16 protein-coding genes are annotated in these 21,896 nt (G+C 66.4%); 3 read left to right on the top strand and 13 right to left on the bottom strand.

Translation table 11 applies throughout. The features are described from left to right. Positions 1 to 37 precede the first annotated feature (37 nt). Positions 38 to 1,333 (top strand): MFS transporter, encoded by a 1,296-nt coding sequence (locus AC07R1_RS03405; RefSeq protein WP_015635407.1) that lies wholly within the window; start codon positions 38 to 40, stop codon positions 1,331 to 1,333. Positions 1,334 to 1,351: 18 nt separating this feature from the next. Then, positions 1,352 to 2,338, top strand: a complete 987-nt coding sequence (locus AC07R1_RS03400; RefSeq protein ID WP_015635406.1) for a 2-hydroxyacid dehydrogenase — start codon at positions 1,352 to 1,354, stop codon at positions 2,336 to 2,338. Positions 2,339 to 2,837: 499 nt separating this feature from the next. Here AC07R1_RS03400 and AC07R1_RS03395 read toward each other — a convergent pair whose 3' ends face one another. The 13 genes from AC07R1_RS03395 to AC07R1_RS03335 form a co-directional block, all read right to left on the bottom strand. Beyond that, on the bottom strand, positions 2,838 to 3,542 hold the full coding sequence (locus tag AC07R1_RS03395) for an NAD(P)H-dependent oxidoreductase (RefSeq protein ID WP_495110122.1): 705 nt from the start codon (positions 3,540 to 3,542) through the stop codon (positions 2,838 to 2,840). Between the two features lie 9 nt (positions 3,543 to 3,551). Next, positions 3,552 to 4,760 (bottom strand): pyridoxal phosphate-dependent aminotransferase, encoded by a 1,209-nt coding sequence (locus tag AC07R1_RS03390; RefSeq protein WP_019093507.1) that lies wholly within the window; start codon positions 4,758 to 4,760, stop codon positions 3,552 to 3,554. Between the two features lie 26 nt (positions 4,761 to 4,786). Beyond that, complete coding sequence (locus tag AC07R1_RS03385) at positions 4,787 to 6,394, bottom strand: 5-guanidino-2-oxopentanoate decarboxylase (protein ID WP_495110121.1); 1,608 nt, start codon at positions 6,392 to 6,394, stop codon at positions 4,787 to 4,789. A 10-nt stretch (positions 6,395 to 6,404) separates the two neighbouring features. Further along, entirely contained in the window at positions 6,405 to 8,504 is a 2,100-nt protein-coding gene (locus tag AC07R1_RS03380) for an acetate--CoA ligase family protein (RefSeq protein WP_495110120.1), read from the bottom strand. A 21-nt stretch (positions 8,505 to 8,525) separates the two neighbouring features. Beyond that, on the bottom strand, positions 8,526 to 9,686 hold the full coding sequence (locus AC07R1_RS03375; protein WP_125063254.1) for an acyl-CoA dehydrogenase family protein: 1,161 nt from the start codon (positions 9,684 to 9,686) through the stop codon (positions 8,526 to 8,528). A gap of 217 nt (positions 9,687 to 9,903) precedes the next feature. Continuing rightward, positions 9,904 to 10,695, bottom strand: coding sequence for an enoyl-CoA hydratase/isomerase family protein (locus AC07R1_RS03370; protein WP_011061006.1), 792 nt, complete (start codon positions 10,693 to 10,695; stop codon positions 9,904 to 9,906). Between the two features lie 467 nt (positions 10,696 to 11,162). Next, positions 11,163 to 12,566, bottom strand: a complete 1,404-nt coding sequence (locus AC07R1_RS03365; RefSeq protein ID WP_072442088.1) for an amino acid permease — start codon at positions 12,564 to 12,566, stop codon at positions 11,163 to 11,165. Positions 12,567 to 12,774: 208 nt separating this feature from the next. Beyond that, positions 12,775 to 15,030, bottom strand: a complete 2,256-nt coding sequence (locus AC07R1_RS03360; RefSeq protein WP_495110119.1) for an ATP-binding protein — start codon at positions 15,028 to 15,030, stop codon at positions 12,775 to 12,777. Then, a complete protein-coding gene (locus AC07R1_RS03355) occupies positions 15,027 to 15,824 on the bottom strand; it encodes a substrate-binding periplasmic protein (protein ID WP_495110118.1) in 798 nt (265 codons plus the stop codon). Before AC07R1_RS03355 ends, AC07R1_RS03360 begins: the two co-directional genes overlap by 4 nt. Before the next feature lies 1 nt (position 15,825). Then, entirely contained in the window at positions 15,826 to 16,542 is a 717-nt protein-coding gene (locus AC07R1_RS03350; protein WP_011061002.1) for a response regulator, read from the bottom strand. 83 nt (positions 16,543 to 16,625) lie between these two features. Then, positions 16,626 to 17,264: a TetR family transcriptional regulator C-terminal domain-containing protein gene (locus AC07R1_RS03345; protein WP_053151166.1), complete on the bottom strand. Its 639-nt coding sequence runs from the start codon at positions 17,262 to 17,264 to the stop codon at positions 16,626 to 16,628. 466 nt (positions 17,265 to 17,730) lie between these two features. Further along, positions 17,731 to 18,525: a class II aldolase/adducin family protein gene (locus tag AC07R1_RS03340; protein WP_015635397.1), complete on the bottom strand. Its 795-nt coding sequence runs from the start codon at positions 18,523 to 18,525 to the stop codon at positions 17,731 to 17,733. A 73-nt stretch (positions 18,526 to 18,598) separates the two neighbouring features. After that, positions 18,599 to 19,660, bottom strand: a complete 1,062-nt coding sequence (locus AC07R1_RS03335; RefSeq protein ID WP_495110117.1) for an ABC transporter substrate-binding protein — start codon at positions 19,658 to 19,660, stop codon at positions 18,599 to 18,601. 214 nt (positions 19,661 to 19,874) lie between these two features. Between AC07R1_RS03335 and AC07R1_RS03330 the strand changes: the two genes are divergently transcribed. After that, positions 19,875 to 21,827, top strand: a complete 1,953-nt coding sequence (locus tag AC07R1_RS03330; protein WP_495110116.1) for an oxidoreductase — start codon at positions 19,875 to 19,877, stop codon at positions 21,825 to 21,827. Positions 21,828 to 21,896: the final 69 nt, after the last annotated feature.

Below are 21,896 nucleotides of genomic sequence, written 5' to 3'. Positions count from 1 at the left end.
CTGCTGCGACAAAAACAACAAGCTCAGGAGAACTTTCATGGACACGCTCAAACTCGCCACCCGCCGCTGGTGGTACATCATGCCCATCGTCTTCATCACCTACAGCCTGGCCTACCTGGACCGCGCCAACTACGGTTTCGCCGCGGCCTCGGGCATGGCCGACGACCTGCAGATCACCCCCGGCCTGTCCTCGCTGCTGGGGGCGCTGTTCTTCCTCGGCTATTTCTTCTTCCAGGTGCCCGGGGCGATCTACGCGCAAAAGCGCAGCGTGAAGAAGCTGATCTTCGTCAGCCTGATCCTCTGGGGCGGCCTGGCCACCCTCACCGGGATAGTCGCCAACGCCTACATGCTGATCGGCATCCGCTTCCTGCTGGGGGTGGTAGAGGCCGCGGTGATGCCGGCGATGCTGGTGTACCTGTGCCACTGGTTCACCCGCGCCGAACGCTCCCGGGCCAACACCTTCCTGATCCTCGGCAACCCGGTGACCATGCTCTGGATGTCGGTGGTCTCCGGCTACCTGGTGCAGCACTTCAGCTGGCGCTGGATGTTCATCATCGAAGGCCTGCCGGCGGTGATCTGGGCCTTTATCTGGTGGCGCCTGGCCGATGACCGACCCAGCCAGGCGCAGTGGCTGAGCCAGGACGAAAAACGCGACCTGGAAAGCGCCCTGGCCGCCGAACAGCAAGGGATCAAGGCGGTGAAGAACTACGCCGAGGCGTTCCGCTCGCCCAAGGTGATCATCCTCGCCCTGCAGTTCTTCTGCTGGAGCATCGGGGTCTACGGCTTTGTCCTGTGGCTGCCGTCGATCCTCAAGCACGGCGCGCAGATGGACATGGTGGAAGCCGGCTGGCTCTCGGCCCTGCCTTACCTGGCGGCGGTGATCGCCATGCTGGCGGTGTCCTGGGGCTCGGACCGCACCCAGAAGCGCAAGCGCTTCGTCTGGCCGCCGCTGCTGGTGGCGGCCATCGCTTTCTACGGTTCCTACCTGCTGGGGGCCGAGCACTTCTGGTGGTCCTACAGCCTGCTGGTGATCGCCGGGGCCTGCATGTACGCGCCCTACGGGCCGTTCTTCGCCATCGTCCCGGAGATCCTTCCGGCCAACGTCGCCGGTGGCGCCATGGCCCTGATCAACAGCATGGGCGCCCTGGGCTCTTTCGGCGGTTCCTACCTGGTGGGCTACCTGAACAGCGCCACCGGCTCCCCCGGCGCCTCCTACCTGCTGATGAGCGGCGCGCTGCTGCTCTCGGTACTGCTGACCCTGTTGCTCAAACCCGGTGCCGACCAGCCGCAGGCCAAGGCCCTGCCTCTGCGCCGGCGCCTGGCCCACCCTTGAAACGGTCTAGAGAACCCCATGAAAAAACACCTGGTGCTGTACAAGAAACTCTCCCCAACGCTGATGGCCCGCCTGCAGGAGCAGGCGCAGGTGACCCTGATCGAAACCCTCGACGCGGCGGGGCTGAATGCCCTGCGCCAGGCGCTGCCGAGCGCCGATGGGCTGCTGGGTGCCAGCCTGCGTCTGGACGCCGAACTGCTGGACCTGGCGCCCCGGTTGCGGGCGGTGGCCAGCGTTTCGGTGGGGGTCGACAACTATGACATCGACTACCTGACCCAGCGCCGCATCCTGCTCAGCAACACCCCCGACGTGCTCACCGAGACCACCGCCGACACCGGCTTCGCGCTGATCCTGGCGACCGCCCGGCGGGTGGTGGAACTGGCCAACCTGGTGCGCGCCGGGCAATGGCAGCGCAACATCGGGCCGGCGCACTTTGGCACGGATGTCCACGGCAAGACCCTGGGCATCATCGGCATGGGGCGCATCGGCGAAGCCCTGGCCCAGCGCGGGCATTTCGGCTTCGGCATGCCGCTGATCTACCACAGCACCCGGCCCAAGCCCGCGGTGGAGCAACGCTTCAATGCCCAGTACCGAAGCCTGGAGCAACTGCTTGAGGAAGCCGACTTCATCTGCCTGACCCTGCCCCTGACCGAACGCACCCAGGGCCTGATCGGCGCCCGGGAGTTCGCCCTGATGCGCCCCGAAAGCATCTTCATCAATATTTCCCGGGGCAAGGTGGTGGATGAAGCGGCGCTGATAGAAGCCCTGCAACAACGGCGGATTCGCGGCGCCGGGCTGGACGTCTTCGAACGCGAGCCGCTGGACCACGACTCCCCGCTGCTGCAACTGCCCAACGTCGTGGCCACCCCGCACATCGGCTCGGCCACCCACGAAACCCGCGAAGCCATGGCCCGCTGCGCAGTGGACAACCTGCTGGCGGCCCTGGCCGGCCAGCGCCCGCCGAACCTGGTCAACCCCGCGGCGTGGACCGGCCCGCGCCCCTAGCGGCCAGCCTGCGCAGCGCCCCCGAAGAACTCCCTATCGCCGGGAATGCTCGTGTAGGAGCTGGCTTGCCAGCGAAGGCGGCCGCAAGAGCAGCGCAAGGCTCAAGGGTCTGTTCGCCGGCAAGCCGGCTCCTACGGAGGAAGACGTATCGCCGCGGACGCTCGTGTAGGGGCTGGCTTGCCAACGAAGGCGGCCACAAGAGCAGCACAAGGCTCAAGGGCCTCTTCGCCGGCAAGCCGGCTCCTACGGAGGAAGACGTATCGCCGCGGACGCTCGTGTAGGAGCTGGCTTGCCAGCGAAGGCGGCCGCAAGAGCAGCACAAGGCTCAAGGGCCTGTTCGCCGGCAAGCCGGCTCCTACGGAGGAAGGCGTATCGCCGCGGACGCTCGTGTAGGAGCTGGCTTGCCAGCGAAGGCGGCCGCAAGAGCAGCACAAGGCTCAAGGGCCTGTTCGCCGGCAAGCCGGCTCCTACGGAGGAAGGCGTATCGGCGGTGGGGATTTCAGACCGGCAAGGGGTACAGGGCTTCGTCGAACTGGTCCAGGCGCGGGAAGACCAGGGGCTGGTCGTCCGCCAGGTGCTGCAGGCGCTGGCGGTAGCTGTGCAGGAAGGCTTCGCGAGCCTCCTGGCTGATGTAGGGCACGTGCCAGGCCACGAAGGGTTCCAGCACGTCATAGCCGACATAGGCCAAAGTGCCGCGCAGCAGCGGGCGCAGCATGTCCTGCAGCGGGCCGTGAATCGCGCCTTCGCCGAACATGTGCTCGCGCCCGCCCAGGGTCAGGGTCACCAGGGCTTTCTTGCCCGCCAGCCCGCCCTGGTCATAGAAACGCTTGCCGCCATAACACACCCCCGACACCAGCACCCGGTCGATCCAGCCCTTGAGCATGGCCGGCACCGAGAACCAGAACACCGGGAAGTTGAGGATCAACAGGTCGGCCCACAGCACCTTGTCCAGCTCGGCCTGGATATCCGCGGCAATGCTCTGGTTCTTCACCCCCAGGCGCTGTTCCAGGGCATACACCAGGTAGTCCGGGTTGTCCCGGGAGGCAAAATCCGCGGCGCTGGCCACCGGGTTCCAGTTCATCGCGTACAGGTCGCTGACCTGTACCTGGTGCCCCTGGGCCTCCAGGGTGCTGCGGGCCTGGTCACGCAAGGCGGCGGTGAAGGACTGCGGTTCGGGGTGGGCGTGGACGATCAACACATTCATGAAGCTTCCTCAGACAGGTTGCACAGTAACAGGGGCATCGCGTTCGGCCAGGCACTGCCGGGCGCACAAGGCGATGCGCCGGCAGGCTTCGCGCAGGTCATCCGCTTGCAGCACCAGCCCCAGGCGGATATGCCCGGCGGCGCTGGGGCCGAAGGCTTCGCCAGCCAGCACCGAGACGCCCTGCTCATCCAGCAGGCGCTCGCTGAAGGCCTGGGCGCTGAGCCCGGTGGCGCGGATATCGACCATGACGAACATGCCGCCATCGGGTTTCAACGGCCGGGCACCGGGGCAATCGGCCAGGCAGTCGCACACCAGGTCCCGGCGCTGGCGATAGGCCTGGGCCATCTCTTGCAGCTGCGGCAAGGGCTGTTCCAGGGCCACCACGGCGGCGTCCTGGATGAATTCCGGTGAGCCGTAGAGCATGCACAGGGCGAGGTTTTCCAGGTGCGCGGCCAGGGCCGTCGGCGCCACCACCCAGCCCAGGCGCCAGCCGGTCATGGCATGGGACTTGGAGAGGCTATTGAGGGTTGCGGTGCGCTCGGCCATGCCCGGCAGGCTGGCCGGGCTGACATGCTCGCCCTCGTACAGCAGTTCGCTGTAGACCTCGTCGCAGATCAGCCACAGGTCATGTTCGATGCACAACGCCGCCAGGGCCTCCCAGGTGGCCCGGGGAATGCTCGCGCCAGTGGGGTTGTGCGGGCTGTTGAGCACCAGGGCCCGGGTCTTGCCGGTGATGCGCGCGGCCACCGCCTCGGGCTGTACCCGAAAGCCGTCTTCGGCCCGCACCGGCAGCGGCACCACCCGGGCATTGCAGGCACCGAACACTGCTTCATAGGTGACGTACATCGGCTCAGCCACTATCACTTCGTCACCCGGGTCCAGCAGGCACTGGGCCACGCTGTACAGGGCGCACTGGGCACCGGCCAGCACCACCACTTGCTCGGCATCCACCACTTGCCCGCTACGCTGCTGATGGCGGCGGGCGATGGCCTCGCGCAAGGCGCGCTTGCCGCGCACATCGGCGTAATGGGTGTGGCCGGCCTGCAGGCTGTCGATGGCCGCCTGGACGATGGGCTGGGGGGTGTCGAAATCCGGGTCGCCCACCGACAGCAACCAGACTTCCTCGCCACGTTCACGCTTGGCCAGGGCCCGGTAATGAATGTCCCAGGCGGCGGCGCCGTCTCCGGCAATACGTTGGGTCAGTCGAGAAAAGCGCATGCACAAGCTCCAGGAAAAAGGGATGGTCAGCGCGCGCAGGCGTGCTTGAGTTCGATCAGGGTCACGCCGTTGCGGGCAAAGCCCTCGCGCAGTTCCTGTTGCAACTCATCGAGGCTGGCGGGCTGGCTGACGCTGCAACCAAAGGCCCGGGCCAGGGCGGCAAAATCCGGATTGCGCGGCAGCACGCCAATGGGCTCGATGTTCAGGTCCAGCATGTCATCGCGGATCTGCCCCAGGGCATCGTTGTTCCACAGCAGCACCACCAGCGGGCTGCGCAGTTCCTCCACCGCCGTGGCCAACTCCTGCACGGTGTAGAGAAAACCACCATCGCCCACCAGCACCAGCCCAGGCCGCTCGGGGGCACCGAGCTTGGCGCCGATGCCGGCCGGCAAGCCGTAGCCGAGGGTGCCGTAGCCGGTGGGGTGCAGCCAACTGCGGGTGGCCCGGGTCGGGTACAGGTAGTTGCCGCTGTAGGCCAGCTGGGTCATGTCGCTGGCGATAAACCCGTGCTCCGGCAGCTCGGCGGCAATGCGCTGCAGGATCGAGCGGTGAATCTGCTGCAAGGGCCCCTGCCCGTTCTGCACCGCCTGGCGCAGATCGGCCACCGCATGAATCGCCGCCCCCGCGTCGGCCGGTGTGGGTGGCAAGGCCTGGAGCAAGGCGTCCAGGGTGGCCCGGGCATCGCCGTGCAAGGCCACCGAGCACGGGTAGAAGTCATTGAACTTGCGCGGGTCGATATCCAGCCGCAGCAGCTCACTGTTCAGCGGCAGGCGCTCGCGCCAGTAGTCGGTGTCGGCCATCTCGGTGCCCACCGCCAGCACCACGTCGGCCTGACTGATCAACTGCCAGCCTGGCTCCACGCACAAGGTCGCCCCGGCGTTCAGTGGCGCCTCGTCCGGCAGCAGGCCCTTGCCGGCGACGCTGCTGAAGAACACCGCCCCCAGGCGCGTGCTCAGGGTCCGCAGTTGCTCGGCCGCGTGCAGCGCGCCGCCACCGGCAATGATCATCGGCCGCTTGGCGTTGCGCAGTGTGTTCGCCGCCTGCTGGATATCCGCCGCCGCGGCCGGGCCACGCCCGGGGCGTCGCCGCACCTCGCCGGTCCAGTCCCGGGCGACCTTGGCCGCCAGCACATCCAGGGGCACGCTGATGTGCACCGGCCGCGGGCGCTCGCTGTCGAACACGGCAAAGGCCCGGGCCACCAGTTCCGGCAGGTCTTCCGGGCTCAGGGCCAGGGCTGAAAAGGCGGTGATAGGCGCGGTAATCGCCCGCTGGTCCTGGGTTTCGTGCAGCGAGCCGCAGCCCTTGCCCAGGCTGGCGCTGTGGTTGACGCTGGAAATCACCAGCAGCGGGATCGAGTCGGCGTAGGCCTGGCCGATGGGGGTCGCGACGTTGGTCACCCCCGGGCCGCTGATGACAAAGCACACCCCGGGCTTGCCGCTGACCCGGGCGTAACCGTCGGCCATGAAGCCCGCGCCCTGCTCGTGGCGGGTCAGCACATGGCGGATGCCGCTGCCGGGCAGCCCGCGGTACAGCTCCAGGGTGTGCACCCCGGGAATGCCGAACACCGTGTCGACGCCGTAGCCGGCCAGCAGCCGCACCAGGGCCTGGCCACCGGTCAAGGTCTGATCGTGCATGTCTCTCTCCTCAAGCCTGGCCAAGGCGAATCAACGCATCGACCGCGACGGTGCCCTGGGCACCGACCAACAATGGGTTCACATCCAGTTCCAGCAGTTGCCCGGCATGTTCGCAGGCGTAGTCCGCCACCGCGCCGATGGCCGCCACCAGGGCCTCAAGATCGGCCTCGGGGCGCCCGCGAAAGCCTTGCAGCAAGGTAGCGCTGCGCAGGCTGAGCAAGGCCTGGCGGATCGCCCCTTCGGTGGTGGGCAGCAGCAGGCTGCGGCTGTCCTTGAGCAGTTCCACCAGCACCCCGCCGGCGCCGATCACCAGGGCCAGGCCGAAGTCGTTCTCACGCTTGATGCCGACAATCAGCTCCGCCAGGGGCGGCGCAGCCATGGGCTCCAGCAGGATCTGTTCAAAGGCCAGCCGCGGCGCATGCTCGGCAATCCGCGTGCGCATCAGGCGCAATGCGGCGCTCAGGGCTTCAGGGTCCTTGAGATTGAGGGCCACCGCCCCGGCCTCGGTCTTGTGCGGCAGCTCGGCGCTCACCGCCTTGAGCACCAGCGGGTAGCCAATGCCCGCCGCCGCGCTCAGGGCCTGCCCGGGGGTGGTCAACACACCATCGGGGGTGCAAAGGCCGAAGGCGCGCAGGGCCTGCTTGGACTGCCACTCGTCCAGCAGCACAGCGCTACCGTCCAGAGCCTGCGGGCACAGCGGCACCAGGGCCGACTCCCCCAGGGCCAGCAACACCGGGCGCCGCTGTTGATAGGCGACGATCCGGCCCCAGGCCGCCAGGCCATCCTCCACCCCTTGCAAGGCGGGAATGCCGTGGCCGTGCAAACGCTCGCGGGCACTGGCGGGCAGCAGTTCGGGAAAGGCCGAAGTGACAAAACCGCGCTTGCCGTGGCGCTGCAACGCGGCGCAGAACAGCTCCAGCAGCAGGTCGCATTCCTTGCGCTCGCCGGTAAATTCGGCCGGGTAATCCAGCACCAGCATGGCGCTGTCGGCCTCGGTACGCAGCGCCGTGTCGAGCATGGCTTGCAGGGCCTGGGCATCGCCCCAGATCGCGGTGGTGAAATCCAGCGGGTTGACCAGATTGGCGTAGCCCGGCAGCACCTGGGCCAGCTCGGCGCATTGCCCGGCATCCAGCTTGGGCAGCTGCAGGCCGTTGCGCTCGGCGTAGTCGGCGATCAGCCCGGCGTCGCCCCCGGAACAGGCCAGGGCCATCAGTTGCGGACCGGCCGGCAACTGCCCGCAGGAGGCGGCCTTCAGGGTTTCGACAAAACTCACCGGGCCGCTGACCCGGATCACGCCCAGGCGCTGGAACAACGCGTCGTACAAGGCATCGGAACCCGACAGCGAACTGGTGTGACTCAAGGCCAGTTCGGCGCCGATCTGCGACACCCCGGTCTTCAGGGCAATGATCGGAATGCCCTTCTCCAGGGCTTTATGCGCCGCCCGGGCAAAACCCGGCACGTTCTTCAGGCCTTCCAGGTGCAGGCCGATGGCCGTGACCCGTGGTTCGTCCAGCAGCACGTCCATCAGTTCGGCAATGCCCAGCTGCGCCTGATTGCCCACCGACGCCATGTAGGCCACCGGCAGCGAGCGATCGCTCATGGACAGGTTGTAGGCAAAGTTGCCGCTCTGGGTCAGCACTGCCACCCCGCGTTCCACGGGCTGGCCGCCATGGGCCACCGGCCACAGCGCGGCGCTGTGCAGGTAGTCCAGCAGGCCGTAGCAGTTGGGGCCCAACAGCGCCATGTCGCCCGCGGCCTGGAGCAGTTGCTGTTGCAGGGCCTGGCCTTGGGCGCCGGTTTCGGCAAAGCCCGAGGCGTAACAGATAGCCCCGCCGGCGCCCTTGGCCGCCAGCGCCGCGACGCAGGTCAGGGTCAGCTCGCGGTTGGTGGCGACGAACACCGCATCCGGGCCGCAGGGCAGCTGTTCGATGCTGGCCACGCACGGCACGCCATCGAGCTCGGCATGCTGCGGGTTGACCAGCCACATGGGCCCGGTAAAACCGCCTTCGGCGCAGCGCTTGAGGGCCCGGGCCATGCTGCGCCCACCGACGAAAGCCAGGTGCCTTGGGGCCAGCAGGCGCTTGAGATTGTCACGTAGAGTCTGGGACATGACGGCAATTCTCCAGGGCGCTCAGCGCATCAGCGGCCGCAGCAGTTCACGGGAAATGATGTGGCGCTGGATCTCCGAAGTGCCTTCCCAGATGCGCTCGATCCGCGCATTGCGCCAGATGCGTTCCACCGGGCCTTCGTCCATCAGGCCCATGCCGCCGTAGATCTGCACCGCCTCGTCGGCCACCCGGCCCAGCACTTCACTGGCGAACAGCTTGGCCATGCCGGCCTCGCCGTCGGTCATGCTGCCCTGGTCCATCTTCCACGCGGTGTGCAGGGTCAACAGCTCGGCGGCGCGGATCTGCGTGGCCATGTCCGCCAGCTTGAACGACACCCCCTGGTAACTGCCGATGGCCTGACCGAACTGCTTGCGATCCGCCGCCCATTGCAGGGATGCGTCCAGGGCGCGCTGGGCCTGCCCGACGCAGTTGGCCGCGACCATCACTCGCCCGGCGGTGAGCCAGGCGTTGGCCACTTCCCAACCCTTGCCCACCTCCCCCAGCACCTTGGAAGCCGGTACCCGGCAGTCGTCGAAGAACATCTCGAAGGTGTGGTAGCCACGGTTGCTCACGCACTTGGGGCCACGGCGGATGGTCAGGCCCGGGGTGTCGCGATCCACCAGGAACGAGGTCACCGCGTTGCGCTGGCGGCCGTTGTGCTCATAGGTGCCGGTGACCGCGAAGACAATGGCGAAATCCGCATGCCCGGCGTGGCTGATGAAGTGCTTGCTGCCGTTGAGCACGAAGTCGCCGCCGTCGCGCACGGCGCGAGTCTTGATCGCATTGGCATCGGAGCCAGCGCCGGGTTCGGTCAGGGCGAAGCAGTCGACCTTGCGTCCTTGCACGCAAGGCAGCAGGTAGTCGCCGATCTGCGAGCCGGTACAGGCCATGAGGATTTTCGACGGCCGGGCAACGAATACATGCAGGGCCCAGGAACACTTGGCCAGCTCGCGCTCGATCAGCGCCTGGGACAGGTAGTCCAGGCCGCCACCACCCACTTCTTCCGGCATGTTGAAGGCATAGAAGCCAGCGGCGATGGCCTTGCTGCGGATCTCCCCGGCGAGGTCGGCGCTGACCTCATCGGCGCGGTCCACCGCGTCCTCGTGGGGCAGCAACTCCTTGCTGACAAAACTGCGAACCGCGTCCACCAACATTTCTTGTTCTTGGCTGAGTTGGAAATTCATGGCGCTACCTGTGAGTGATTGACGGTGCAAAAAAACCAGTGATCTGGCAGGACGATCTGGCGAAAAAACCTTCCCGTAGGAGCCAGCTTGCTGGCGAACAGGCCCTTGAATCAGGCGCTGTTCTTGCGGGCGCCTTCGCCGGCAAGCCGGCTCCTACAAAATGGGCGCATGGCCCAGGGGCCCTTTCGCCGGTAAACCGAGCGCCGCCCGGCCGCCCCTACAACCCTTGGAAACGTGGCGGGCGTTTTTCGCTGACGGCACGCAGGGCTTCGGCGCCGTCGGCGCTGCGCCCGCACAGCAGGCCGGCGGCCAGTTCGGCGGCCAGTTGCTGCGCCAGGCTGCGGTCGGCGCCCTGGCGGATCAGCTTCTTGGTCTGGGCAAAGGCGAAGGTCGGGCCCGTGGCCAGGCGCGCCGCCAGCTCGCTGACGCTGCCGATCAGTTGCTCGTCGGCGCACACCTCGCCGACCAAACCGGCGGCCAGGGCGCGTTCGGCGCTCCACAACTCATCGAGGAACAGCAGGCGCTTGGCCTGTTCGCTGCCGATCAAGCGCGGCAGGTGCCAGCTGGCCCCGGCGTCCGGCGAGTAGGCCATGCTGGTGTAGCCGGCCTTGAAACGCGCCGACTGCCCGGCCACCCGCAGGTCGCAGCACAGCGCCAGGTCCATGCCACCGCCCACCGCCGTGCCGTTGATGGCGGCGATGGTGGGTTTGTCCAGGCTGTGCAGGCAGGTCATCAAGGCGTGGGCGGTTTCGGTCCAGCCGTAGCTTTCCAGGGCGCCCCGGGCCTCGGCTTCGGCCCATTCCGCCAGATCGGCCCCGGCGCAGAAACTGCGGCCGCTGCCGGTCAGCACCAGCACCCGTACCGCCGGGTCACTGTTGCAGTGCTCCAGCAAGGCATGCAGTTGCTTGAGGGTGGGGATGTCCAGGGCGTTGCGTTGCTCCGGGCGATTGAGGGTGATCCAGGCTACGCCGGCTTCGACCCGGCTAAGCAGCGACGATGAAGGGGTCATGTGCGTCCTCGAATTATTGTGGTTGGCGTGAGGGAGGTGACGTGAGGGCCATACTAAACGAGTGTTCAACAAGGCGGCAATTGGTTGATCGAGGCCTGTCCTCATTCTGATAAACACACATAACTCGTTGTTTTAAATAGATATTAATCAGAATCAATCGTTGCTTCGGGCGCCTCTGTTACAACTTCGAACAACCGCCTACAACCTCCCGCGCGGGCTCTGTAGCCGCTGCCGAGCCTGCGAGGCTGCGCAAAGGACCGCAGGGCCTTGCTTGGCGGTCCTCAGGCAGACCCTGGGCGCCTTCAAGACCGCCGCGTCTCCTGCGTCGGCATGTCGCCCAAGCCGCTCGCAGCCTGCGGCAGCGGCTACAGGGAAATGTAGGAGCTGGCTTGCCAGCGAAGGCGTCCGCCCAGGCAATGCAAGGCTCAAGGCTCCTACGGGAGCCTGAGCGGTGTACCTGCCGGCTCCTACACGGCGGCCGCGGGTTGCAGTTGGCGTTTGCGCTGCATCAGGTAGTAGGCGCCGTAGCACAGGGCGATAAAGCCCGAGCCCCAGTACAGCGACGGACGCTGGGTTTCATCCAGGGCCAGGAACACGAACAGCGAACTGCACAGGACGATGCACAGCAGCGGCACCAGAGGGAACCAGGGCGCGCGGTACTTGAGCTGCTCCAGTTGCCCGCCTTCGCGCAGGAACTGGCGACGGAAGCGGTACTGGGCCAGGGCGATGACGATCCAGGTCACGGTGCCGGCCATGCCGCTCACCGCCATCAGCACCATGAACAGGGTGTCGGCGGCGATGAAGCTGGTCATCAGCGAGATCAGGGCAAAACACAGGGTGATGAACAGGGCGCGCAGGGGGACGCCTTGTTTGCTCAGGGGCGACAGGGCCTTGGGCGCCATGCCGGATTTGGACATGGCCCAGAGGATGCGCGTGGAGGCATACAGCCCGGAGTTGCCCACCGAAAGAATCGCCGTGAGGATCACGAAGTTCATCAGGTCGGCGGCGTAGGGAATGCCCACCATGTCGAATACCTGGACGAAGGGGCTCTCCACCAGCCCGGCCTGCTGCCAGGGAATGATCGCCGCCAGCACCATCACCGCCAGCACGTAGAAGATCAGCACGCGAAACACCACGTTGCGTACGGCGCGCGGAATGCTTTTTTCCGGCTGGTCGGTTTCACCGGCAGCCACGCCCATGATCTCGCAGCCCTGGAAGGCGTAGACCACGGTCATCATCACCGCGAACACCGCCGGCAGGCCGTTGGGGAACAGGGAGTCGCCCTTGAGGTTGTCGAACATCGGCGCCGGGGCGCCGCTGGGCAGGTCGATGACGCCGAAGATCACCAGCGCGCCCACCACGATAAAGCTCAGGATCGCCAGCACCTTGACCCCGGCGAACCAGTATTCGGCCTCGCCAAAGGCCCGGGTGGCCAGGGCGTTGATGCCGAACAGCAAGGCCACGAACAGCGCCGACCAGTACCAGACCGGCACCCCGGGAAACCAGCGCTGCATCAGCATGCCGGCGGCGGTGAACTCCAGGCCCACGGTGGTGGCCCAGCTCATCCAGTAGACCCAGCCGATCATGAAGCCGGTGGCCGGGCCGATGTACTTGGTGGCGTGGGCCTGGAACGAGCCGGACACCGGCATCTGCACCGACAGCTCGCCCAGGCAGACCATTACCAGGTACATCAGGAAGCCGGCCACCAGATAGGAGAGGATCGCCCCCCAGGGCCCGCCCTGGTTGATGGTGACTCCGGAGCCCATGAACAGCCCGGTGCCGATCACGCCGCCCAGGGACAGCATGAAAATGTGCCGGCTCTTCAGCGAGCGCGTCAGTTGGATGCCTTTGCGTTCAGTACTGGTCGTCATGGTGCACCTCAGCAGTCGGTGAGGCGCAGGGCGCGGGGCGATGGGACGGGACGTGGGGCACAAGCAGCTTGCAGGCAGTTCATTATTATTATCTCCAATAAGCTTCGAAGGCCGCGGCGGGCGCGGCTGAAGCGATTATTGGAAAGCCATGTAAGTTCGGGTTGAAGCAAAAGATCGAAGATGTAAAAAGTCGTAAGGATTTTGTACGTCAGGCCGCCAGCAAGCGCTGCAGCAAGGCCCGAGACTCTTGCCAGGACCGCTGCAGCCTCGCCGCCAGGGACGCCAGAGCCGGGCGATCCGCCTGCTGCGCCGCCTCCTCCAACTCCCGCAGCACCCGGGCCAGCGCGCAAAACCCCAGGGAGTCGGCACTGCCCGCCAGCCGATGGGCCAGGTGCAGGACCTCGGTGCAGTCTTCGGCGGCCAGGGCGTCGGCCAACAGTGGTTGTTGCTGATCCAGGGCATCGGCCAGGATCTGGAGCAGGTCCTGCAACTTCTGCTCGCCCAACAGACTGCGATGAGTGTCCAGCAAGCCCTGGTCGAGCAAGCCTTGCGGGGCCTGCAACGGCGGTGGCTGCAGTTGCCCGGCCAGCGCCTGACGCAGGCTGGCCAACTGCAACGGCTTGCCGAGAATGCCTTGCATCCCGGCCTGCAGATAACTGCGCACCACAGACGGCTGGACGCTGGCGGTCAGGGCGAAGATCCGCACCTGCCGATTGGGCCCGGGGCGGCGGCGGATGTCCCGGCACAACTCGACCCCGCTGATGCCGGGCAGGTGCACATCCAGCAGCAACAGGTCGAAGGCTTGCTGCCGGCACAGGGCCAGGGCCGTTTCACCGTCTTGCGCCAGCCACACCTGATGGCCGTCACGCTCAAGCAGGCCGCTGGCCACTTCGCGGTTGAGGGCCACGTCTTCGACCACCAGGATCTTCAAACCCTGCGCCGGCACCTGAAGCTGTGGCGACGGCAAAGGCTCTTGACCCACCCCCAGCACCAGCTCGAACCAGAAACAACTGCCCTGCCCCAGCTCACTGTCGACGCCGATGCGTCCGTCCAGTTGCTGCAGCAAGTGTTTGCAGATCGCCAGCCCGAGGCCAGTGCCGCCATAGCGGCGGCTGACTTCATCACTGGCCTGGACGAAACGCTCGAAGATCTTTTCGCGCATCGACGCGGCAATGCCGATGCCGTTGTCGCGCACGCAGCAGCGCAGGCGCTGGCCACCGGCGGTGCTGTCGAGCACCTGCACTTCGACCCGCACCCAGCCGTCTTCGGTAAAACGAATGGCGTTGGCCAGCAGGTTGCTCAGCACCTGGCGCAGGTACTGTTCGGCGCCCTGCTGGCGCGGTGCCAGTTGTTCGTCGATGTGCAATTCCAGGCGGGTGCGGTTGGCCTCGGCCCGGGGCTGCAACAAGGTGGTGACTTCTTCCAGCAACTGACGCAGGGAGAAGTCCCGCACTTCCGGGCGGCTTTCGCCCTCCTCCAACCGGGCAAAGGACAGCACTTCGTTGAGGATGCTCAGTAGGCCCTCCCCGGCTTGATGCAAGGCCTGCAAGCGCTGGCGATCCTGGCTGCCCAGGGGCGCCGAACGCAGCAGTTCGGCCATGCCGAGGATGCCGTTCAAGGGGGTGCGCAGTTCATGGCTCATGGTCGCCAGAAAGCGCGACTTGGCGAGGTTCGCGGCTTCGGCCTCGTCCTTGGCGTGCATCAGGCTGGCGGTGCGGCGCTGGACCATTTTCTGCAGTTCGTCGCGCTTGTCCTGCAGGGCCAGGCGGTCGGCTTCGCGGCGCTGCACATCGTCGAGCACCGCCCGGCGCATGTCGTCCAGGGCCCGGGCCACGGTGTCGATCTCGTCGCCGTCCGGGCGCTGGCGCTTGTCCAGGTGCAAGGGCTCGTGCAGCTCGCCGGCCGCCACGCGCCGGGCAAAATCGGCCATCACTTGCAGGTGCCGGGTCACCAGGCGGTAGAACAGCCCGGACAAGGCCACCGCCAGCCCGCAGAGAAACACGCTCATCCACAACAGGCTGGCCAGCCCGGTGGCGTACAGGCGCCGGTACACCGCCCCCAGATCGGTGCTGACCTGCAACTCGCCGAGCTGGCGCAGCGGCCCGGACGGCGGCTGGTAGCTCAGGGGGAAACGCTCGACCCGCAGCGGCCCGATCAGCTCGGCACTGCCCTGCTGCAAGTCGAAATCGTTGCTGATCAGGTGCACCCGGGCCACATCGGAAAAGTCCACCAGCCCCTGCAACTGCACGGTCAGCTGCTCCTGGTTGAGGTCCCACAGGTTGCGTTCCAGGCTGCCCAGGTAACCGGCGCGGATCAGCTCCATGCGGCTGTCGATGTCGCGCATTTCCCGGCGGTATTCGAAGTACAGCTGCACGCTGCTGGCGAGCACGGTGAAGCACAGGCTGAACAGCAGGATAAACAGCAGCAGGCGGCGCAACAGGCCGCTGGGCCGCAGCGCAATCATGGCCGGTCCTCGACCTGGGCCTTGAGCATGGCGCGGTAGTCGTCCTGGCTTTGCGCCAGCCAGCGCTGGATCGCCCCGCTGTCCACCTGGCGCTGCAACTGGGTGTCGATCTCGGCCATGCGCGCCGCCAGGGGCGAATGGCGCGACACCGCCAGGCGCAGGTAGTCGACGCTCACCGCCTGGGGCAAGGCGATGATGTCCTCGGCCCCCGGCAATTGCTCGATGAACAACTGCCCGGTGCGGCGTTCATGGGGGATGAAATCGATGCGCTGGCGGATCAGCTTGCCGAAATTCTGCTGGCTGCTGGAGACCCATTCGATATTGCCGTGCTGCACCACTTCGCGGTCGAAATCCTGGCCGTAGCTCTCGCCGAACAGCAGGCCGCCGCGGTAGGCGGTCAGGTCCTGCAAGTGGGTAAAACTCGGCAGGTTGCGGCGGTTGACGAACAGCGCCACCTCCTCACGCAGCACCGGCACCCGGGAAAACAACAGGTCCTGCTGGCGCTGGCCGGTGCTGTAGGCCAGCACCACATCCACCCGGCCGGCCGCGGCGTCCAGCAGGCAGCGCTTCCAGTTGCCCAGCACCACCACCTGCACCTGATAGCCCAGGTCCCCCAGCACCTGGCGCACCACCGTCGGTGCCAGGCCGCGCACCTGGCTGCCGTCGCTCCAGGAAATCGGCGGGTACACCGGGTAGTCGCAATAACGCAGCACAGGCTGGGGCTCGGCCCAGGTCGCGCCGGCCAGCGGGATCAGGCACAGGCCCAGGCACAGCACCAGCGCGCGACGCAGCAATTCAGGCCGCCACGCTGGCGGTGAACAGGTAACCGGCGCCGTGGATGGTGATGATCAGCTCCGGCTCGGCCGGGTCGTCGTGCAGCTTGCGCCGCAGGCGGCCCACCAGCACGTCGATGGAACGGTCGCTGGGCACCCATTCGCGGTTGCGGATCTGGTCCATCAACTGGTCGCGGCTCAGGGTATGGCCGCTGTTGCGCAGGAACACGCTGAGCAATTGGTATTCGCCGTGGGTCAGCAGGGTTTCAGCGCCCCGCGGGTCGATCAGCCGGCGGCGGTCGGTGTCCAGGGCCCAGTCGGCGAACTGCTTGACCGGGCTCGGGCTGTTGGCCGGGGCCTGGGGCGGGCTGGCCTGGCGCACCCGACGGATCAGGTTCTTGGCCCGGGACACCAGCTCGCGGGGGTTGAGGGGTTTGATCACGTAGTCGTCGGCGCCGCATTCCAGGCCGACGATCCGGTCGATGTCGTCGTTGCGCCCGGTGATCAGGATGATCCCCACCTCCGAACGCACCCGCAGTTCCCGGGTCAGGGTCAGGCCGTCCTTGCCCGGCAGGCGGATGTCCAGCATCAGCAGGTCCACCGTGTGCTGGCCGAGAAAGCTCTCCGCCTGCTCCGCGGTGGCGGCGCAATGCACGTCGTAGCCTTCCTGAGAGAGATAAGCCTGAAGCAGCTCGCGAATCAGCGGATCGTCGTCGACGATCAATACCCGAGGAGTCATCGCCTGTGTTCCTGATTATTTTTATTAGAGAAACCACCTACAGCGCAGCAGCCTAGCCATTACTGAACAACCGATCAACAGCCCTATGTCGGCACAGCGAAACCTCGCCCGCCGCTGGCCAGCAGCCCCTCGACCCAGGCCTCGCAGATCTGCACGCCCTGCTGCGGGCTGAAGGTCCCCGGGTTGAGCCCGGATTCCAGCCACAGGCCGTCGAGCAAGGCGCTGAGGCTGATGGCCGCCAGATCGGCGTCGAAGCCTTTCCAGCCCTGAATGCCGGCCAACTGGCCCAGCAGGCCGGCTAGCTCGTTGCGGTATTCACCATAGGAATGTTCGTGCGCCAGGTTGATCGCCTCGGCGGTCTTCACCGCGCCCCAGAAGGCCAGCCAGGCATCCAGCAGTCGTGGGTCCAGCAGTTCGGCGCAGAACGAGGCGCGAAAGAACGCCGACAGCCGCTGCCGGGGATCAGGCGCGGCCTGCTCCATGGCCTCGCGCAGCAGGCTCATGACCCGCCCGGTGATGGCGCGATAGGCCTCGGCCACCAGTTCGTCCTTGCCGGAATAGTGATGGCTGATCAGCCCCACCGACACCCCAGCCTCGGCGGAGATCTTGCGGATCGACGCGCCCTGGAAACCGTGGAGCTTGAGGCAGGTCAGGGTCGCCTCGATCAGCTCGGCCTTGCGCAGGTCGGGTTCCAGGCGGGAAAAGCGCGCTTCCTGGCTCATGGGGCGGGTTCCTTGGACAGTGGCGGGAAGTTGAAACTGAACGACTGTACAACAGGCCTTCCGTGGCTATCCAGCGTTTGTGTGGCCGCCCGAGCCGTACCGCTTCCTGTGGCCGCTGCCGAAGGCTGCGAACGAGTTGGGCGGCATTCCGTCGTAGGGACGCAACGATCTTGAAGGCGACACAGGTTCGGCTGGAGATCGTCAAGCAAGGCCCTGCGGGCCTTTTCGCAGCTTCGCCAGGGCTCAGCAGCGGCTACACATGACAAAGCCGGGAGCACCGTGACAAAAACAACAAACGGCGCGGTCCCTGTAGCCGCTGCCGAAGGCTGCGCACGGCCCGCAGGGACGCAAAGATCTTGAAGACGACACAGGTTCGGCTGGAGATCGTCAAGCAAGGCCCTGCGGGCTTTTCGCAGCTTCGCCAGGGCTCAGCAGCGGCTACAGGTAGATACAAACCCACGTGTGGTCAGGCGCGGTAGTCGGGGGCGATGCGCTCCAGCAGGCGCAACAACGCTGCCCACGCCAGCTGCATGGCGTCCGGGTCGTTGAGTTCGCCTTCCTGCAGCGGCCGGCCCGGGTCGTTGAACTGGCGTTCGGTGTGGGCGCAGACCGCGTCCGGCGGTAGCACGATCTCCCCTGCTGCCTGGGCCGCCAGCTGGATCTCGCAGGCCTTCTCCAGGTAGTACATGCGCAAAAACGCCTGGCTCACGGTTTCGCCCACGGTGAGCAAGCCATGGTTGCGCAGCATCAGCACGCTCTTGTCGCCGAGGTCGGCCACCAGACGTTGCTGCTCGCTCAGGTCCAGGGCCACACCTTCGTAATCGTGGTAGGCCACGCGGCCATAGAACTCCATGGAAATCTGGTTCACCGGCAGCAAGCCGCATTTGAGCGCCGCCACCGCACAACCGGCCTTGGTGTGGGTGTGCAGCACGCACTGGGCGTCTTCCCGGGCGCCATGAATCGCGCTGTGAATCACGAACCCCGCCGGGTTCACCGGGTACGGCGACGGCTCCACGGCTTCGCCATTGAGGTCGATCTTCACCAGGTTGGAGGCGGTGATTTCATCGAACATCAGGCCGTAGGGGTTGATCAGAAAATGATGCTCGGGCCCGGGCAGGCGCACCGAGATATGGGTGAAGATCAGGTCGGTCATGCGAAAGTGCGCGATCAGGCGGTAGCAGGCCGCCAATTCTTCCCGCAGGCGCTGCTCGGTGCTGCTGCGCTCGGTCAGGGCGTGGGGGCTGGGAGCGATATTGTTCATTGTTGGAGTCCTCCAGGCTGTTGGGCTGGCAAACAATAGGGCCGGACATCCGCAGACGTCCAGCCCGTTGCGCTTACTTGCTGGCCCAGGCGTTGAAGCGCTCTTCCAGCTCTTCGCCATGGTCGACCCAGAACCCGACGTCCATCGCCAGTGCACCCTTGAGGTTCTGTTCCGAGGTCGGCACCCACTGCGCCAGCGCCGGGTCGAGCTTGGCTGCGGCCAGGGTGTTGGTGGGGCCATAGGGGATCTGCTTGACGTAGTCGACCTGGACCTCGGGAGTGTTGGCGAAGGCGATGAAGCGCTTGGCCTGATCCACGTGTTTCGAGCCCTTGATGATCGCCCAGTAGTCCATGCCGTACAGGCTGCCGGGCCAGACCACCGCCAGCGGCGCGCCGGCCTGGGCGGCCACGGCGATGCGGCCGCTGTAGGTCGAGGTCATCACCACATCACCGGCGGCCAGCCACTGCCCCGGCTGGGCCCCGGCCTCCCACCACTGGATGTAGGGCTTGAGTTCGCTGAGCTTGGCAAAGGCCCGCTCCACCCCCTCGGGCGTGGCCAGGACCTTGTACACGTCCTCGACCTTGACCCCGTCGGCCATCAGGGCGAATTCCAGGTTGTACACCGCGCGCTTGCGCAGGCCGCGCTTGCCGGGGAACTGCTTGACGTCCCAGAAATCCGCCCAGGACGCCGGGGCCTTGGCCAGCTTGTTGCGGTCGTAGGCAATGGCCACGCTCCACACCAGCACCGCCGAGCCGCAGGGCTGGGCGGCATCGGGAATCAGCTGCTCGGCACGGCCCAGAGTCTTCCAGTCCAGGGGCTCGTACATGCCTTCGTCGCAACCGCGCATCAGGTCCGGGCCTTCGATCTGCACCACATCCCAGTCGACGTTGCCGGTGTCGACCATGACCTTGATGCGGGCCATTTCGCCGTTGTATTCGCTCTGGATCAGCTTGCTGCCATCGGCCTTGCTGAAGGGTTGGAACAACGCCACATCCTGGGCTTTTTGTCCGGCTCCGCCGTACGCCACGACCACCATGTCGGGGGCTGCCTGGGCAGTGCCCTGGCCCAGGGTCAGACCCAGGGCGAGGCTCAGGGCCAGGAAAGAACAACCGTGCTTGCGGGTGAGCGCTTTCATCTGTGAATCCTCTTCGCGGTGCCACACCGGCAGGCGCCGGCACAGCCCTTTTTTATTGTTGTGAGGTTGGCCCCGGGAGCGGGCGCAGATCGAAGCTACTGCAAGCCTTAGTAAAAAAACAAGTTGATTTTTTACTGGCGGTAAATTTTGATAGGCCAACAATAACAACGCCAAGGCCCCGCCCCCTGCCCTTGGCCCGCCTGGAGTCACCGCAATGATCAGCGCCTTCCCGCACCTGTTCGAACCCTTGCAGATCCGTGGCAAACGCCTGAAGAACCGCATCATGTCCAGCGGCCACGACACCTCGATGCCCACCGACAACCTGGTCAACGAACAGCTGATTGCCTACCACCGCGCCCGGGCCGAAGGCGGCGTCGGCCTGATCGTGCTGCAGGTGGCCGGGGTCCACGACAGTGCGCGCTACACCAGCCACGTGCTGATGGCCACCGACGATGCCTGCATCGACGGCTACCGGCGCCTGGCCGAAACCTGCCACGCCCACGGTACCCTGGTGCTGTCGCAGATCTTCCACCCGGGGCGGGAAATCATGGAGTCCGCCGACGGCCTGCTGGCCGTGGCCTACGCCCCTTCGGCGGTGCCCAACGAACGCTTCCGGGTCATGCCCCGGGCCCTGGACCAGGACATGATCGACGAGATCATCCAGGGCTACGCCGACGCCGCCCGGCGCCTGCATCAGGCCGGGCTGGACGGCGTGGAACTGGTGGCCAGCCACGGCTACCTGCCGGCGCAGTTCATCAACCCGCGAGTCAACCGCCGCACCGACGGCTACAACGGCGAGCTGGAACAGCGCCTGCGCTTTATCCGGGAAATCCTCGGCGCCATGCGCGCCAGCACCGATGCCGAGTTCATCATCGGCCTGCGGATTTCCGCCGATGAACGCGACCCCGAAGGCCTCACCGAAGACGAATCCCTGGCCGCCGTGCAATTGCTGCAAGGGCAACTGGACTACGTGCACATAGTCGCCGGCACCTCCGCCTCCCTCGGCGGCGCCGTGCACATAGTCCCGCCCATGGCGGTGGAAGCGGCTTATCTCGCCCGGGAAGCCGGCACCTTCAAGGCCAAGCTGTCGATCCCGCTGTTCGTCACCGGGCGCATCAACCAGCCCCAGGAAGCCGAGGCGATCATCGCCAAGGGCCAGGCCGACGTGTGCGGCATGACCCGCGCGCTGATCTGCGACCCGCAGATGCCCAACAAGAGCGACAGCGGCCACGCCGAGGACGTGCGCGCCTGCATCGCCTGCAACCAGGCGTGCATCGGCCACTTCCACAAGGGCCTGCCGATCTCCTGCATCCAGCACCCGGAAACCGGCCGCGAACTGCTCTACGGCCAGCCCAAGCCGAGCGCCCGCGGCAAGCGCATCCTGGTGGTGGGCGGCGGCCCGGCCGGGATGAAAGCCGCCGCCGTCGCCGCGCAACGGGGCCACCAAGTCACCCTCTACGAAGCCACCTCCCAACTCGGCGGCCAAGTGCTGCTGGCCCAACTGCTGCCCCGGCGCAGCGAATTCGGCGGCGCCAGCACCAACCTGCAACGGGAAATGCAACTGGCCGGTGTGGAAGTGGTGCGCAACACCCGGGTCAACCGCGCCCTGATCGAGCGCGAAAACCCCGACCACGTGATCATCGCCACCGGCGCCCAACCCTACTGGCCGAACTTCGAACGCGGCGGCGAACTGCAAGTGGTGGACGCCTGGCAAGTACTGCGCGACGAAGTACAACTGGGCCGCAGCGTCGTGGTGGCCGACTGGCGCTGCGACTGGATCGGCCCCGGCATCGCCGAACGCCTGGTCCGCGCCGGGCACCAAGTGCAACTGGCGGTCAACGGCACCCACTGCGGCGAAAACCTGCCGCTCTACGTGCGCGACCAACTGGCCGGCGAACTGCACAAACTGGCGGTCCCGATCATCCCCTACGCCCGCCTCTATGGCTGCGACGACAGCACCGTGTACCTGCAACACACCGCCAGCGGCGAACCCATGCTGCTGGAAAACGTCGACAGCCTGGTGTTGTGCCAAGGCCACCAATCCGTGGACGACCTCGGCCAACAACTCAAAGGCCTGGTGCCCTTCCAACGCATCGGCGACTGCCTGGCACCGCGCACCGTCGAAGAAGCCATCCATGAAGGCTTGAAAGTCGCCTGGGCGCTTTGAGGCTGCTTTATACTCCAGGCCTTTTGCAGGACGGGTGCCCGGACGCGCCCGTTCCCCTGGTCCGGAGCC

It is taken from the genome of Pseudomonas sp. GW821-FHT07F01, assembly GCF_059418825.1.
This window is presented reverse-complemented; position numbering and strand designations above follow the sequence as displayed.

What these genes read in the sequence shown, in the direction of transcription:
- AC07R1_RS03405 (WP_015635407.1), top strand. Translation starts at nt 38, where the DNA reads ATGGACACGCTCAAACTCGCCACCCGCCGCTGGTGGTACATCATGCCC.
- AC07R1_RS03400 (WP_015635406.1), top strand. Translation starts at nt 1,352, where the DNA reads ATGAAAAAACACCTGGTGCTGTACAAGAAACTCTCCCCAACGCTGATG.
- AC07R1_RS03395 (WP_495110122.1), bottom strand. Translation starts at nt 3,542, where the DNA reads ATGAATGTGTTGATCGTCCACGCCCACCCCGAACCGCAGTCCTTCACC.
- AC07R1_RS03390 (WP_019093507.1), bottom strand. Translation starts at nt 4,760, where the DNA reads ATGCGCTTTTCTCGACTGACCCAACGTATTGCCGGAGACGGCGCCGCC.
- AC07R1_RS03385 (WP_495110121.1), bottom strand. Translation starts at nt 6,394, where the DNA reads ATGCACGATCAGACCTTGACCGGTGGCCAGGCCCTGGTGCGGCTGCTG.
- AC07R1_RS03380 (WP_495110120.1), bottom strand. Translation starts at nt 8,504, where the DNA reads ATGTCCCAGACTCTACGTGACAATCTCAAGCGCCTGCTGGCCCCAAGG.
- AC07R1_RS03375 (WP_125063254.1), bottom strand. Translation starts at nt 9,686, where the DNA reads ATGAATTTCCAACTCAGCCAAGAACAAGAAATGTTGGTGGACGCGGTT.
- AC07R1_RS03370 (WP_011061006.1), bottom strand. Translation starts at nt 10,695, where the DNA reads ATGACCCCTTCATCGTCGCTGCTTAGCCGGGTCGAAGCCGGCGTAGCC.
- AC07R1_RS03365 (WP_072442088.1), bottom strand. Translation starts at nt 12,566, where the DNA reads ATGACGACCAGTACTGAACGCAAAGGCATCCAACTGACGCGCTCGCTG.
- AC07R1_RS03360 (WP_495110119.1), bottom strand. Translation starts at nt 15,030, where the DNA reads ATGATTGCGCTGCGGCCCAGCGGCCTGTTGCGCCGCCTGCTGCTGTTT.
- AC07R1_RS03350 (WP_011061002.1), bottom strand. Translation starts at nt 16,542, where the DNA reads ATGACTCCTCGGGTATTGATCGTCGACGACGATCCGCTGATTCGCGAG.
- AC07R1_RS03345 (WP_053151166.1), bottom strand. Translation starts at nt 17,264, where the DNA reads ATGAGCCAGGAAGCGCGCTTTTCCCGCCTGGAACCCGACCTGCGCAAG.
- AC07R1_RS03340 (WP_015635397.1), bottom strand. Translation starts at nt 18,525, where the DNA reads ATGAACAATATCGCTCCCAGCCCCCACGCCCTGACCGAGCGCAGCAGC.
- AC07R1_RS03335 (WP_495110117.1), bottom strand. Translation starts at nt 19,660, where the DNA reads ATGAAAGCGCTCACCCGCAAGCACGGTTGTTCTTTCCTGGCCCTGAGC.
- AC07R1_RS03330 (WP_495110116.1), top strand. Translation starts at nt 19,875, where the DNA reads ATGATCAGCGCCTTCCCGCACCTGTTCGAACCCTTGCAGATCCGTGGC.